10 protein-coding genes and 1 tRNA gene are annotated in these 15771 nt (G+C 57.8%); 7 read left to right on the top strand and 4 right to left on the bottom strand.

All coding sequences use genetic code 11. The features are described from left to right. The first annotated feature begins 294 nt into the window (after positions 1-294). The gene (locus tag OSO_RS0106775; protein ID WP_010582698.1) at positions 295-1224 is read left to right on the top strand and encodes a universal stress protein; all 930 of its coding nucleotides are present in this window, start codon (positions 295-297) and stop codon (positions 1222-1224) included. A gap of 60 nt (positions 1225-1284) precedes the next feature. On the opposite strand, the gene OSO_RS0106780 is transcribed toward OSO_RS0106775, so the two are convergent. After that, positions 1285-3498, bottom strand: coding sequence for an alpha-amylase/4-alpha-glucanotransferase domain-containing protein (locus tag OSO_RS0106780; protein ID WP_010582699.1), 2214 nt, complete (start codon positions 3496-3498; stop codon positions 1285-1287). 846 nt (positions 3499-4344) lie between these two features. Beyond that, positions 4345-4692, bottom strand: a complete 348-nt coding sequence (locus OSO_RS0106790) for a tetratricopeptide repeat protein (protein ID WP_010582700.1) — start codon at positions 4690-4692, stop codon at positions 4345-4347. 98 nt (positions 4693-4790) lie between these two features. On the opposite strand from OSO_RS0106790, the gene OSO_RS0106795 reads away from it, so the two are divergent. The 5 genes from OSO_RS0106795 to OSO_RS0106815 all read left to right on the top strand — a co-directional run bounded on the left by OSO_RS0106795 (position 4791) and on the right by OSO_RS0106815 (position 9565). Then, a complete protein-coding gene (locus tag OSO_RS0106795) occupies positions 4791-6710 on the top strand; it encodes an ArnT family glycosyltransferase (RefSeq protein ID WP_010582701.1) in 1920 nt (639 codons plus the stop codon). 316 nt (positions 6711-7026) lie between these two features. After that, positions 7027-7974 carry a ParB/RepB/Spo0J family partition protein gene (locus OSO_RS0106800; protein WP_010582702.1) on the top strand — a complete coding sequence of 316 codons (948 nt, stop codon included), beginning with the start codon at positions 7027-7029 and terminating at the stop codon, positions 7972-7974. An 80-nt stretch (positions 7975-8054) separates the two neighbouring features. After that, positions 8055-8129, top strand: a tRNA-Pro gene (locus OSO_RS0106805). Positions 8130-8822: 693 nt separating this feature from the next. Then, entirely contained in the window at positions 8823-8993 is a 171-nt protein-coding gene (locus tag OSO_RS51570; protein ID WP_193378329.1) for a hypothetical protein, read from the top strand. A gap of 62 nt (positions 8994-9055) precedes the next feature. Continuing rightward, on the top strand, positions 9056-9565 hold the full coding sequence (locus OSO_RS0106815; protein ID WP_010582704.1) for a GNAT family N-acetyltransferase: 510 nt from the start codon (positions 9056-9058) through the stop codon (positions 9563-9565). Positions 9566-10130: 565 nt separating this feature from the next. On the opposite strand, the gene OSO_RS0106825 is transcribed toward OSO_RS0106815, so the two are convergent. Together OSO_RS0106825 and OSO_RS0106830 are read right to left on the bottom strand one after the other, a co-directional pair. Next, positions 10131-11828: a tRNA 5-(aminomethyl)-2-thiouridylate-methyltransferase MnmM gene (locus OSO_RS0106825; protein WP_010582705.1), complete on the bottom strand. Its 1698-nt coding sequence runs from the start codon at positions 11826-11828 to the stop codon at positions 10131-10133. A 137-nt stretch (positions 11829-11965) separates the two neighbouring features. Next, positions 11966-12814, bottom strand: coding sequence for a ThuA domain-containing protein (locus OSO_RS0106830; RefSeq protein WP_157605070.1), 849 nt, complete (start codon positions 12812-12814; stop codon positions 11966-11968). 452 nt (positions 12815-13266) lie between these two features. Here OSO_RS0106830 and OSO_RS42465 point away from each other — a divergent pair, with 452 nt between their 5' ends. Further along, positions 13267-15465 carry a hypothetical protein gene (locus OSO_RS42465; protein WP_010582707.1) on the top strand — a complete coding sequence of 733 codons (2199 nt, stop codon included), beginning with the start codon at positions 13267-13269 and terminating at the stop codon, positions 15463-15465. The last annotated feature ends 306 nt before the right edge of the window (positions 15466-15771 follow it).

The following is a 15771-nucleotide window of genomic DNA, read 5'->3' on the forward strand; positions in this document are numbered from 1 at the left end:
GCATGTCGCATCGCGCGTTCGTTTGACAGGAAGACCATCGGGGATCGATTGGCTTTCTTGCGATCGAAAGTCAAAATCAGGGACAGTTGCAGATCGAGCGACGAAACCGCGTTCGTGCAGTGAACGGAATTTCCGTTGTTGCTCGATCACTGCCAACCTATCTCAGGCAATTCGGCGACGTAGCAATTGGGCAACAAACCGTGTTGAATCTGTCGTTCCCCATGCCGAATATGCACAGAATGACGAATTGTTCAGTGAACGCAGGCGCCCCTGTGAATGTGAGAACCCCGCTGAATGTTTCGATTTGAAAACGTCCTCGTTGCCGTCTCTCCAGTTGAAACTGTGGCGCCGCTACACGAGATCTCGTCAATCAGACTCACGCCTGTCCACATAGCCGCCATTGACTTGGCACTTGTCACCGGCGCTCAACTGACATTTTGTGCCGTCGTCGCGCCACAACCTACCGATGCCCCATCGAATGCTTTCACTGTTCCGATAGCCGTCCAATCGGATGAAGGCATTCGTCGCGAATTGATCTCATTGCAGGAACAGGCCGCGGCAAAAGGCATTTCCGCGCGATGCCTGATTCGATCGGGCGACTTTTCAGAGGAACTGATCGCCGAATCCTTCGAAGACTCCTACGACCTTGTGATGTTCACAGGGACGTCGGCAGGCGCGCACGATAAGAACTCCAGAGCTCCCGTGGTCGACAATCTGCTGTTGAGATCACGATGTTCCGCCTGGGCGTTCCATCCCAAACGTCAAGGCGATCCCCTGAACATCGGTTTCATTGGCCAAACCAGCGAGAACCTTGCGCTGCCACTCGCCGTGACGCTCGCCCGACTCTTGAATGCACGACTGCATGTGCTGCACCCCATCAATCGCTTCGAATTGACGAGCGATGACGGCATTTCAATTGCGGACTCCGACCCAGTCGAAGAACTGGCGAGCCTTCGGCGAACGGCGGAATCCGAACTGAAATCGCAACTCGAACGGACCGATTTTCGGGCACTACCGTTCGGTTCGAAACTCGAGATTCTCGATGACGATTCAGAAACGCGGATCGCCCGCTATGCGACCGAAAATCAGCTCGACCTGCTCATCGTTAGTCGACGACGCCTTGTTCGCGATTGCGATCCGAAACGGTCGCTCCGCGAGGAATGGAGTGACCTTGCAAGAAATCACTCCCTCCTGGCGGTCGTTCCGAATCCCGCAACGGCCTGAGTTCGCGTGAAGCGGGATCGTTCCCGTCGCTCTCCGGCGCGTGCCGTATCACTCAACAGGTCATTCGTCCGCGGACAGTTCCATCGTCATCAGTTTTGCCGCGGCTCGTTCAGACAATTGCCTGGCCTGGGCAATCGAAGTATCCACCGACAGATTGATCGTCACCGTCCACTGGCCATCGGACGGAGCGATAAAGTTCCATGTCGGCATGACGGCACAACTTTGATGAACCAGCTCGTAGCCACTTTCCGATTGACTGACCGTCTGAATCGGTTGAGTCCAGAATCGTGCCGCGTGCGAAACATCCAGTGAAACGTCCAGCCCCAACCATTCATCCACAAGCCCGACTCGTTCGGACGGCTCGGTTGCCTGTGATCGTTCGAGCGTCCCCAGATTCTGCCCATCGGCATCGTAGTAATACCGGTCATTTGCCCCCGCCGGCATCGCAGCGAAATTGAATTCCACCCCGAAGTGAATCGGTAAGCCAACCGGCAAATTTTCCAGGCGATACTGAATCTCAATCGAGCTTCGTTGCTGCGCACACATCGAAACCGTCTTGGACACCTTGACCTGATACGGCCCCAACTGTCCCTCGCGCCACAGCGTCGCTTCGACGCGTTCGTCCGATCGACGAATCTTCGAGAGATACACTCCCTCGACGAAGTCTCCCAGTTCTCCCTGTCCGTGTTCGAAGCTTCGATGGTCCAAGCCGGGCTGCAAGAAGTGATCGACGAGACTCTTGCGAGCCCAGCTATCGTATTGCAGTTTCTGGTCCAGGTTCGGCTGCTTGAAACGGACACCGCCATTGGGATCAACACCGCCGCCGGTATCGCTTGCGGCCTGTCCGGCGTGCGCCCGAATTCGGTCGTGGTACGGTTCTGATCGTCGATTCAACGTGGCCAGCAGGTTCGTTTGAATCTGGCGAACATCTAGCTCGTACAGATGACCACCTTTACCGGGCGACAAGAAGGCCGTGAGTCCTTCACCGCCCATGCGAATTTCCTTCCGGGCATCGAGATTAAAATCGTCGGCAGCAATCTCGACGCCGCGCGCTTTTCGTCCCGCGGCACGATCGAGCAACATCTCGGCGGAAATCAAACTCCGATAGACGGCGTTGCGGAGATGCGGCAGATACAGCCCGCCGAAGGCGCCGTGCCAGTACGAACAATTGCACTGTCCGCGATAGAGTTCGCGGCGAGCATCCGCAACCAATTGCAAACCGGCACCAGACGTCACGGTGGACGAGACCTCTTCCAAGCGACGGCTGACCTGCATCATCCGCGAGTACATCTCGTTGGACTCGGGATACTTCACCAAGAAATTTCGCCAGAATCCGGCACGAACAAATTGCCGCATCGAATGCCAGTCGTGGCGTTGTTCGTTCATCGATACGAGATTGCGATACTGAGTCTGCTTTTCCGTCGGAAGCGCCCACTCGGTCATTTCGCGATAGCTGGCATCGGGAAGGTAGACGCGTCCCAGCGGCGAAACATAGTCCACCGTCTCGGCCATCGTGGTGACATGCAGCCACTCTTGATTCTCGCGCAGCGCTGTGAAGAAACGACGTAGCCAGCCGTCGCGATAGACGTGATCTTTTGAACCTGGCCAAACGCCGAACTTTTCGCCGTCATCACCAAAGATCAGAACGGCATTCGGAAATCGCTCGGCGATCCCCCGGCAGTGGTTGATCAGTTCCTGGGGATCGGCATATGGGATCAAGTAACGCAGTCGCTCGCCGCCCGCGAAGACTTTCAGCAGACGACCGCTTTCTTCCGTCAGATAAAAGCCGTGCAGGCTGTCTTCATTCAGTCCCGCATTGCGAAAATGCGTGTCGTCAAGCAGCGTGTATTCGATGCCCGCGTCGACAATCTCGCCCGCGAAGGATTGTTCCCACACGCGTTCCGGCACCCACATTCCGCGGACCCGAGTTTCGAACAGATTTTCCAGATGCCGTTTATAAAGCTGAATCTGCCCGATTCGATCACGGCGCGGAATCGCCGAAAGAATCGGTTCATAATAGGGACCGCCCAGAATTTCGATCTGACCGCGCTGGACGAACTCCCGCACGCGGGCAATGTACTCGGGATGATTGACCTCGAGCCAATCGAGCAGGCTGCCCGAAATGTGCAGCACGACGGGCAATTCGGGAAAGTCTTGTAACACGTCAAGAAAAGGAACGTAACTGTCTTGGAACGCCCCTTCGAACACGCCATCAAAGTTCCCGACGGGTTGATGGTTGTGCAGCGTTAGAATCAGTCGCACCTGGCCATTCATGCTTCTTACCTATCCCTGGGCAAATCTGGTCAAACTCGACAAGTGCGTAAGCGGATCGGTCTGCTGGGCCCATGGCAATCGTTTCGTCTTGATTGACGTTCTCGAATCGCCAGCGCGTGACCTGCCGAAATTCGTTCCCAACGAAGCCCGGCGCGCAGTGTCCTAAACCGCAGAATCGTCATTTTGGAGCGCAACCTGTATCGAATCTCGTACAGCCAGCGAGGTCGCAAACGGTAGATCAAAACCTGGAAAGCCTGCGAGTCTGGCGAACTCTTGGCGCGGCGAAACTTCGGAAAATTCACAGAAGTCAAACGCCAGCGAGAGTCACGCTCGGCCGCAACGCCCTGAATGATTTGTCGCTGAGTTGCCAGAAAGAGGACTGGCTCCGCCAGCTGCCTGTCCCCTTTCTGGCAAACCGCTCACAAATCAAACTGCCGATCAGCTCTCGGGACTTCAGGGCCGCGAACGTTATGTAACGTCCTGGCGAGACGCTGCGGTTCGGCAAACGGCGATTCAATCCAGAATCCGCGAGAGCTCACCGCCCTTGTTGCCATCATCGCCAATCGCGGGCGGTAACAACGAGAATTCCCAGAGTTGCCGCTCTGCCGAAACAAGCGTTGAAAGAAAGGGGACTGGCACCTTGCGGAGCCAGTCCCCTTTCCTTCAACGCGCCGCGCCGTGACACGGCTCGGCTCGGCCGAATCAATGAACGAGACAACTTGGGCTCGTCAGATTTGGACGACAACGAACAACGCGGCGGATTTGCCAAACGTGCGACTCAGAACGCACCGCATGACCAACGCCTGTCATGCAGTGTCATCCGAATTCTGATTCGTGACGCAGAAATCAGTGGTGACCGCAACCACCGCTGCCACAACCGCCACCCATATTCATCGAGCGGCTTTTTCCGAGAGCATCTTCCGCTTCGGGAATTCGACCGCAGCGCTGGTAGATCACTGACAGTTGCGACTGCGAAAAGGCATCGTTGGGATTCAGTTCCACGACTTTCTTCGCGTGAGAAATCGCTTCGTCGAACTTCCCCAACTTCTGCAACATCACTGCCAACGCGGAATGCGTCAACGCGTGTTCCGGGGCGATCGTCTCGATCTCTTGCAGTTTCGCGACGGCCGCCGGGATGTCCCCTTTATCTTTCAGGGCAATTGCTTCATCGTACATTACGTCTGGATTCGACATCGGACTATTTTCCTGGGACATGTAAACCGTGCACTTGAGACATAATCATAGGCGGTTGGGGAAGACGATCCAACCCACGGCGCGATATCTTATTTGACATGAGTTCCCCCGCCCCACTGACGAACACCCCCGCCGATTGGCGCCGCGAACTTCTGTTCCTCGCGGGAGCGATCCTTTTAGGCATGTTTGTCCGCGTCAATTTTCTTGGTCGAATCGCCGTCGAGCACTTTGACGAAGCCGTCTACGCCTCCAACTTCTGGTTCGATTCGAGCAATGGATACTCCTATCCCGCCCGTTACTTATATGCCCCGCCGCTGCTTCCTGCCGCCATTGAATGGACGATGACGCTGGTTTCAATCTGCGGATTTTCTCCCACCGGCTTCGTCCCGATGATACCGTCCCTGGTCGCCGGCATCGCCATGATTCCGTCGATCTGGTGGGTCGGACGACGTTGGTTCGGTCCAAGTGCGGGCCTGATTTCCGCTTGGCTCGTCGCGACCAGTGACTTTCACGCATCGTATTCCCGGACCGCGCTGACCGATGTCACGCTGTCCCTGTTCGTCCTTTGGGGCGTCTATTTTTTTTGGTGCGCGTGGGCAAACGATCTTCCGCTGAACCTCGAGCGGAAGAAATCGAAGCCGATCGCTGCGGCCCCGCTGCCCTGGCGGTTTCTGATTTTGGCCGGAGCCTTCACCGGACTCGCATGGTCGACAAAGTACAATGGCTGGCTGCCGCTCGCGATCGGAGCCGCCGGATCGGGGCTTTGGTTGACGATCGCGCCTTCGACGGAACGCGCGATGGGACGTGCGCTGACGCGCTGGCTGCTCGTCGCCACGATCGCGTTTTTGGTCTGGTCGCCGGTTCTGGTGGGTCTGCAAAAAACCGGAGGATACGCCACCGTCGCGGCAAATCATCGCCAGTACTTGGTCGGGATTGGTCAGTGGTGGAACACCGCCGCCAAGCAAGTCGAATGCATTGGAATGTACGACAACATGCTGGGCATGGTCACCGAACCCACGTTCGTCCCTCTCGGCAGTCGCAGCAGTTGGTCGAATCCAGCACGGCGGCCCACCGCCGATCAGGTCCTCGAAGAGGGCCTCGGCGCGGCAAGCAATGGAGCGCAACTTTGGAACATGTCCTCCACGTTGAAGTCCGTTTCTCGGGGAGTCAGGATTCTCGCGAACCGTCTTGCCACCTTCGCCGTTCCCCTTGGGCTGTTTTTGACCGCGATCATTTCGGCGTTCTTCGGACTCACAGTCCGCTTTGATCGGCGCCAGAGAATTGCGGCATGTCTGCTTGTCGCATGGCTCATTGGAATGACGCTCGCGACTCCGTTCTACCATCCGTATCCTCGACTCATTTTTCCGTGGCTGACCGCGGTCTGGCTGGGAGTCGGTGTCGCCATCCAGTTGCAACCCTGGCGCGTGATCCTGAAAAGCAGTCCAACCGCGACCGCCGTTTGGCGTCCCGGCCGCGTCGAGTGGGTCCTGCTCGTATGGCTGACCACAAACTGTCTGATCCGTCTGATGGCGGGCACCGCCCATGCCTGGAGCGATCGCACGGGAATGGCGGCAGTCTCCGAGCGACTGGCGAGCCGAATCACCGACGTGGTCGGCTCGTCCGCCAACGCCAAAACGGGATCGATCGCCTACGTCTGGGGCGAGCCCGCGCTCGTGTTTGGCTTGCGCTCGGAGGGCTTCAGATACGCTGTCCCGTCCCAGGGGCTTGCCTCAATCGAAAAGACCTCGGCGGCACCCACCTTTCTGCTTTTCGGAAATCAGTCGTTCGGCAGTACCGAATTCTCGCAGTCGCGATCAAAGCTGGAACAGTATTCGTTAAAAGAAATCTGCCATTTCAATCCCAGCCATCTCGTCGAGATGGACGCGCAGAACACGGCAAATTTCTATTCATGGGACTTCGGTCAAGCCATCCGGAGCGCCATCGATCACGATCCCGCCGACTCACAGAGCGGCATTTATAGATCGCAGATCTGGCTATTTCGCGTCGACGCAAAGTAGCTCAGCAGTGGCCGCTCACCCCACGTTTCCCCCCAATGCGACTCCTCGCACGTCGGCTCCAACACCCCCACGTTCGCAACGGATCCCCGGGGTTCTGCACAACCGAGACATCGCACACACACGGTCGAGTGACGTGATCCGGTCTTCCGCAAACGACAAAACGCCGTGCATCGGCTCGCATCTTCGAAACTTCCTCTTGTCCGAATTTCGAAGTCGCGAGTAAAATCGGGCTCCCCTCCTGCGTCTCACCATCTGTAGGTTAATTATCCCCGCCATGGATTGTGCGGTGGTATTGCTATTCGCCAAGGAACGAATCATGGACGAGCAACTTGGTCACGATCAGGTCTCTCAAGAACCTTCCCGTCGTCGCTTGGGGCGTGGCTTGAACGCGCTGCTCGGAACGGCTCCGATGGGAGGAACCGACGAAGCCAGCGCCGGTGATCAGACCGAGATCTCCGTCGAACTGATCGAGCGGAATCCGTTTCAGCCGCGTCAGGATTTCGATCAGACGGCGCTCAACGAATTGGTGGACAGCATCCGCCAGCACGGCGTGCTGCAGCCACTTCTGGTCCGTCCCGCCGGGGATGGATACCAGTTGATCGCGGGCGAGCGACGACTGATCTCGGCCAAGAAAGCGGGCCTGCGCCAGGTTCCCTGCCGTGTTCTGAATCTCACCGATCAACAGGTCAGCGAAGTCGCGCTCGAAGAAAACCTGAAACGCCAAGACCTGAATGTTCTGGAAAAGGCGATCGCCTTCCAGGACTATCTGAAGCGGTTCGGTTGCACGATCGAGGACCTCGCACGCCGCCTGTCGTTCGAACGATCGACGGTCAGCAATATGCTCCGACTGCTCGAACTGCCCGAGGCGGTCAAAACCGATTTGCGGTCTGACAAGATCTCGGCCGGTCACGCTCGCGCCATCCTGGCTCTGAAAAACGTCGACGCTCAGGTTTCTCTGTCGCAGAGAATTCAGCAAGAGAATCTGTCCGTCCGCAAGACCGAGGAAGCGGTTCGCGAAATGATCGCGACTAAGGACGCCGACGTCGTCCCATTCCAAAATCCGGACGAGTCAAACGCATCCGCCGATACGTCGAACCGAACCTCGCACGTGGTCGGTTTGCAAAATCAACTCCGCGATTGGTTAGGAACAAACGTCGAAATCAAGCTTTCGGGCAAGGCGAAGGACAAGGGAAAAATTGTCATCGATTTCGCGTCGAACGATGATTTCGAACGGATTGTTGGAAAACTGCAACGAGCTGCGTAGCCATGGAAACATGGGTGGTTTCACGTGGAACAAAAAGTTCATTGACGAACGCGTGCGTCCCACCTAAACTGCCCGCCGCACGGGATGTAGCTCAGCTTGGCTAGAGCGCCTGGTTTGGGACCAGGAAGTCGCAGGTTCGAATCCTGTCATCCCGACATTCAAAACAGACCCTTCGATGTCTTCGTCGAAGGGTCTGTTTTTTTTATGTCGAGAGCTGCAGCCAGCTGAACGAGAGCAAACGCATGGGGCCGGACAGACGACGGCTCAAGAGATTCCAGAGAAATCTCATTGAGACGCCTGACGAAGCGTAGTTCAAAACCATCTCGCCAGCTTATGGTGCGGCCGGACCAGTACTCTCACAATATTCTTGGTCAAATGCGATTGGCATAAGCCGACGTGTATTGCGAGGGACGTCTGTACTGTAGAGCATTTGCTCCCAGCGCCATGTCGATGCGTTCGATTGAACGAATCAATGATCAGCATTCAACAGTCAGCGTAAAGTGGTGCGTCCATGGCCGTGGTAAAAACGGGGAGAGCATTGTTACGGAGACCGCCAGGAGAACATCCGCACCGAAATTCTCCGAAACAGCGAACTGAATGGTTACGTTGCTCAGCATTTCGCTGACGCGACCCGCCAGTGCGGTGGTATGCGATTTCGAGTGTTTCTCGACGAAAACGAGGGGGGCCGCAATTCGAGCCTGCATCGGCTGCGAACACCAGCATCCCATTGGCGACAGTGAAGAGTATCTCGATGATGCCGAGGTGTGCGAATGCGAATACCCCTGTGGAAACGTGACGTTCGAAGTCACTGTGGGCGTCGCACTCTACGACGAAACCGATGACATGCGGTGGCTGTATCTCTTGGCTTCCGCTGCACGGCATGTGGGTTAACGGCGGTCTATGGAGACTGGAAGAACGAGTACAACGGCTACCAAGAGCTGTTGGCAAAGTGTAAAGCGGGCGCCGAACGAGCCTCATCACCCCATCGCATCGAAGTTGCGGCATCGGCAAGTTACTAGTGCCGTCGCTTCTCGAAGTCGGTCGATCGAGGGGGGACTTCGATTGTTGCGTGAGCGTCGGCATGGCCCCCCTATCGGGAGATCATTCCGGTTCAGGGAGTGACTTCAATGATGTCGAAATCCGGATTCTGCGACGTGGCGATCACGACATTCTCAACAGGGTCGCGGAGGGAGTCTTCGACAACTCGATCGACAATCGCCTGTCAGAAGAGTTTCTCGGCGATCCACGTCATCATCTCGCGGTCGCAATCGACGGTCGTTTTGTGGTCGGAATCGCGTCCGCCGTCCACTACGTTCATCCCGACAAATCTCCGCAGCTTTGGATCAACGAGGTCGGAGTCGCGCCGTCACATCGTGGTCGGGGGTTCGGTAAACGGTTGATGACGGCACTGCTCGAGGTCGGTCGGCACCTCGGTTGTTCGGAAGCCTGGGTCTTGACCGATCGACAAAACCACTCGGCATGCCGGCTTTACGAGTCGATCGGATGCGTGAAGCCGCCAGCCCCGGCGATGTTCACATTTCAACTTTCGGCGAACAACGCTGAGTCTCCTATCGCCCAAGTTCGAAAATAGCCGCGCCGGCACGCAATGCACCTTCCTTGTTCCCAAGCGGGAGCTTTTGAAGTTGCGTTCATGGAATCTTCGGCATGAAAACGTTGGTCGCCGCGTTGCGAGTTTCGATCGCTGCCATGGGTGACCGAGCCTCAAAGTGCTCACCCGCCCAGTCAGGCAACGCTGTGCGGCATTTTGCGGTTGAGTTTCAAGTTCCAATCAAGGCGAAGAACAAGTTCAGATGTATCGCATAGGCGATCTGTATTCCTCAGGCCCAATCGGGCCAGCCAGCCTCATAGCCAGGGTCGGAGGTGGTCTCACCGGAGGCCGTGGAATTCCGCCCCATCAAATCGTAAAAGGTCTGAAGGACCGTACCGTCTCATTTCTGTCACGAACCAATCCCACGAAACCGTGGTGGTGATCTATCTGGAATTAAAAGAGGCCTTCCGGTCATTCAGACCTCAGAATCTTCTGAATGTGATCTGGTCCAGGGTCTCCGGCGACGACGCCTCCGCCCCTGGCTACGAGACTGATCGACCACGTTAGGCCTGCAGATCTGCGACGCAAATTGACGACCTTACGCGCGTCACACGACACGTTTCACGAGAAACAACCGTGGTCCGATTTTCTTCCCGGGCTGGCTATCGAACGCCTTCGTTTCGAACTCACCTGGCCCCAGACCACCAAGCGTCAACTGAACGATGTCCGCTTCCGCGTTCCCTCCATCGTGCCCCATGTAGGCCACGATCGTCATGACCCCGCCCCGTCGCAATAGCGTGGCTGCCTGCCCAATCGCCTGCCGCGTCGACTCTGGTTGGGTCGTCAATGTTTTGTCACCGCTCGGCAGGTAACCCAGATTGAACATGATGGCGGCGACGTGACCGTGAACGGCCGAGGGAATCAACGACGTCATGTTCGCGTGACTCTGGTTCAGCAGGGTCACGTTCTCCAGTCCCGCCTCCATCAAGCGTGCTTGAGTTCGATCCAGGGCCACCTGCTGAATGTCGAACGCATACACTCGTCCGTCTTGCCCGACCTGTTCCGCCAGGAAGTGTGTGTCGTATCCATTCCCGGTAGTCGCGTCGATCACAACGTCACCCGACTGAATCACCTCACCCACAGCGAGCTGTGCCTGTTCGGTCAGCGGTCTGGACGGGCGCGGTTTCACGTGGCGCGCCGCTTCGAACGATATCGCCGCCCGTGCTGTGGCGACATCGGACCAGGTCGTCTTCCGATTCAGTTCAACGTCCGCGTCGACCTCACCCTGACCTCGAAGAACTCCCGCGAACTGGCTCGCGAAGTAGGGAGCCTGCAGAACCCCCTTCGATCCGAATCCATTGAAGATCCCTAGTTGCGATTGAACTGGGTGGATCCCGACGACCGGATACTGATTCCGGTGGATTGGTCGAACCGCCGCCGCATGTTCAAGCACCTCGACAGGTCGATTCAAAAACCCAGCGAGCCTCGTCAGGATCTCGGTTCTCCCTTCGGACGTGGGAATCGAATCGAGGTGCGACCAGTCATAGGTCGCCCCCACCTTGAACACCTGGTCGCCCATCGGTGCCAGCCAGATGCCACGGTGGACGATCTTCTGCTCGGTCAGCCCGGGGATTCGTACCGTCAGAATCTCGCCCTTCGCCGGCTTGAACTGCACGTCGCGAAACCAGGGATTCGGATCGGCCTGATACCCCTGGCAAAAAACCAAACGCCGCGAACGAATCCCGAATCGCGGTAGGGTCACCCCCGATGGCTCCAGTTCGAAGTCACGTGAAACATCCACGTCGCCTGGGAGAAACGAGCCTCGCTGCAGCAAGGACTCTCGAGACGAGTCCAGATAGAGGAGAACATCCAGCCGCCCGGCCGAGGTCATCTCGAAACCGCCATGTGTCTGATCAAGCGAAGGTTCGCACTGTGGACTTGAGTCCGAGACGACGCCGTCGAGCTCGCCCGATTCCCCTCTGAGATTGAACGCACGGCGCTCCCGCTCATCAGCGAACAGACGCACCATCCGGTCTTCTCGAAACAACGGGCGGTGAACTTCCGATTCGACCCGTCGGTAGAACGCGATGGCGTGCGGCCAGAAGTCCGCGAACCGCCACGAGAGGGTCAGCTTCTGGCCGGTGACGGGCGTCACGAGCCCTGCGGCAATCCCCGATGAGCCCACTCGAGCCTCGCGGTCAATGACCACCACCCGAGCCCCCTCCCAAAGCAGGCTCCAGGCCAAGGCGGTTCCGGCCAGCCCCTGCCCGAGGACAACGACATCAACAGACTGGGTGATCGGCATTTTCCTTCAACGTTTCACGTGAAACATCTTCACCAGACTTCCCGCGCAGTGCACACCGCCAATGTCGTGCACACAACCAATTCGGTGCATGCAGCCAAAGCGACTGCATCCGCCCTAACGTTCCACGTGGAACGAATTCACTTTCCTGCGGGACGCTCAGGCAGTGCAAAGTCCGATTCGTTCAGTTCAACATCCACCCCTTCCGCGGGGATCGGCTCCTTCAACGTCCAAAGGATTCCTTGAAGGATCAGTCGACGGTATTCGATCCGCTTCCAGTTCTCATGATAGTGCAGTCCAGAGAAACCAAACGAGTGTCCTCCGTCGGGACGCTCCATCGCCCATGACACGACGTAGTCCGACCCGTCGACCTTGGTCGCAAGCAACGGCGTGACCTGGTCTCGAGGGGTTGCAAACTTGAGATCGTAGTAGAACTCTTCATGGACGTCGAACGCGGCGACACCCTGCAGGGCGGGGTGAGAAACCGATGCGGGAACCACCCGATAGTCGGTGTAGCGATACTTCCGGTCCGGACCACCGTGGCACCCTCCAAACAGCGCGACGAAGTCCGCAATCGGCGGGGCCTCTCGCGTGCCCATCCCCCAATGCAGGCAACTGAAACCGCCCCCGCGCTCTGCCAGGCGTTTGAACGCCGCCAGACGCTGCGGATCGGCACTGACCCACTTCGCTCCCTCACTCAAGAACAACACCACGGCATCCGCGCCGTCGATCAGTTCCGGCCCGTCGGCCCACGGATTGTCAGCCTGAACGACGACAACCTGAATCGCATTTCGATTCTGCAAGAGCCTCGCGATCAGCTGGCAACCTGCCATGTATTCATGAGTCGTCTTGGGATGAGAATCGGGCTTCTGACCAAGCAGGAGAATTCGCTTGGGACGGGACGCCGGTGGCTTGGGGTCCTCGGCCCAACCTCGCTCGCTCAACACCATCGCGACGACGGTTACCAAGCTCGGAAGAATTCTCGCCATGAATCTGAACATTAAACGTCTCCCGTCGACCACCAGCCATTCAGACTCACCCGAACCGACCGCACCGAGACCAGACACCTTCGCCGAGCCGCCCCCACTCCACATCCCGGTCTGCTGCCAGTCCGTTGCCGGTCGACAGGCAGACAAAATTCCTCTCGAATCCCCGATTGTCCAAAAAACTTGTACGGAAGCTACCGTCAACTCGCACTATTAAGTTGACGGTCAAAAAGCGGCCGTGCGCTGGTCCACCCGGGCACCGGTCAATTCTCGCGGGATGATTCCAGATTTCGCGGGGTGATTTGGGCGGGGTGAAGTGATCTGGGGTTGGTGATGATGGTGGAGCGACGCCCTCTTAGGGGGTAGATCTCAGGATGTTGACCGGCGAAGTCGAGGCGATTTGAGGTACGATTTTCTGGCCGTGAATCAGGCCAGCGAACAGAGGAATTACGACCATGCGTTTGACGCTGCGAACACTGCTGGCCTACCTGGATGATGTCCTGTCGCCCGCCGACACCAAGATCATTGGACAGAAGATCCAGGAAAGTCCCATGGCCCAGCTGCTCGTCAGCCGGATCAAAGAGGTCATGCGCCGTCGTCGTCTGAAAGCGCCCGAACTGTTTGGAGCCAGTATTGGAATCGATCCAAACATCGTCGCGCAGTATCTCGATAACACACTCGCCCCGGAAACGTATGCGGACGTTGAACGCGTCCTGCTGGAGTCGGACGAACTCCTGGCCGAGACGGCCTCCTGTCATCAGGTCCTGACACTGATCTTGGGTGAGCAGACCGAGGTCTCGCTGGCGAGCCGCGAACGCCTGTATGCGCTCGGCCCCGTCGATTCGACATCGCAATTGGCTGTCCCCAGCGACACCTCGCTGAGCGTTCAGTCACGCACGCCCGAGTCCATTTCGACGCGCAACGCCCCGCCATCGGGAATCCAGATGGGCATGAAATCGGTCAAGGTTGAAGACGAGCGAATCACGACCGTACCGGACTACTTGAAGCCCGCGCCATGGTCGGCGCGATTCTTGCCTTCCGCGATCATCGCCGCCTTGATCCTGGTTTGTGCGGCCCTCTTTGTTCCCGGCCTCTCCAATATTTTTCAGCAAGCCACGCGTGAGATTCAGCGAAAGGCCCCTCGTGATCAAGTGATCTCACCGGCTGACGACAGCGAAGAAAGCACGCCCTCGACCGAGAACGACGCGGCCACCGCGACGGTTGCGGCGGCCACCAAGACGACAGAAGCACCTCGGTCGTCGATCCCCGCTGTGGCGCAGAACGAATTACCCCAAGGGCTCGACCCTGCTCCGCCAATGGACGATTTCGACGCGGACCTGCCGAGCCCCGAAGTCAACGCACCCACGGAGCCAAAGGATGCGGCCGCACCCGCGGCACCGATTCCCGGCGATCCCGTTGCCAAACCGGTTCCGAATGTGGCCTCGGCCGCAGGTCCACGGCCAGGAGCGAAGGTCCCCGAAATCCCCGCCGAGATCCTGAGTGAGCTTCAAGTCACATACAGTTCCCCGGAAGGGGTCGTCGTTCGATACGACGAATCGCAGCAACACTGGTTTGCTGCACCGCGCCGTCAGGAGATCAAACCGGGTGAGACGATCGCCAATCTCGAGCCATTCGATGGCGTGTTGGAGTTTGAAAAAGCGGGTGTTCGCGCCCTGGTGGTGAGTGAGGCGGTCGTGAAGTTGATGCCCCCCAGCGACAGCATTCTGCAAGGGCTGGAGATTGGCCACGGACGCTTCGTGCTGCAGACGGTCCGAAAAGACGACGAAGCGCGCGGTGCCATCGGAATCACAATTGGCGAGGATACCTGGAAGCTCGAATTGCTGAATCGTGACACCGTCTGTGCGATCGAAGTCACACCGCGCGAGCCGGTGCAGTTCCAGAAATACAATGATTACCACTGGTACATGGCGACACTGTATGTCATGTCGGGAACTGCAAGATGGACTCACCGCGACGGGCCGCCGATCGAGATTCCGCAATCCAAGGCACTCACGATTGTCCCGGAACGTGACGTCTCGTCCAGGATGGAGCCGATCGCGATTGCGTCGCCGCCAGACTGGACCGATGCGTCCAAGCGACGAACCGCCCCGCTACGACGATATCTGGTTCCGTTCGAGAAGGCGTTCGAGCCGGACCTGGCTGTCGAGCAATCGCTGTTGATGCTGGTCAAGACAACCAAAAATCCTAAGATCGCGGAGCTGGCGACCCGGGGATTGTCCGCCGTTCACAACTACCGGGCCCTTGTCGAAACCCTGGCCGAATGCCCGCACGAAGATGCCCGGTTCGCGGCTCGCGACGGATTGCGGCAGTGGCTTCCTATGGAAATCGATCGGGGAAGACTTCTGAAAGCCGAGCTCGAGACCTACTATTCCCCCGTCGATGCCGAGGCGGTCTACCGGCTGCTTTGGGGCTTCACACCCGAAGATGTCAAAGACTCGCCCGTGACGTCGTCACTTTTCCCCAACTGGATGCTCAGCCAGAAACTGGAAATTCGTGAATTGGCCGATTTCTGGGTTGAACGACTGACACGACGAAAATCGGAATATCGCGCCAACGCTGACGAGAAACAGCGACTGGCGTACGTTCGCCGATTGGAAGCCATGATCGAACGAGACAAGGGGCTGATCAAGTAACCTCGTTAAGTTTCCCAGCGAGTTGAAATCATAAAGGGGACTGGCTCCGCAAGGTGCCTGTTCCCTTTATGATTTCAACTCGAAAAGCACGGGAACGAGAAGAACCTTCGTCGTCACCACACGCTCGGCGATCCAATCAACACGCCCCTCAACGACGTGGTTCCGTCGTGCACTTCCCGCCTCCAGAAGTCCGGCATGGGGACCGCCACAAAGAGCCACACGGCCCCCCGACCTGCAGCGGCACCAAGAGGCACCGGGTCGCAGTCCCGATAGGCTCGCAAGCGTCTCGCGCAGGAACATTGCGAG

The organism is Schlesneria paludicola DSM 18645 (assembly GCF_000255655.1).
In the GTDB taxonomy this organism is placed as follows: Bacteria; Planctomycetota; Planctomycetia; order Planctomycetales; family Planctomycetaceae; genus Schlesneria; species Schlesneria paludicola.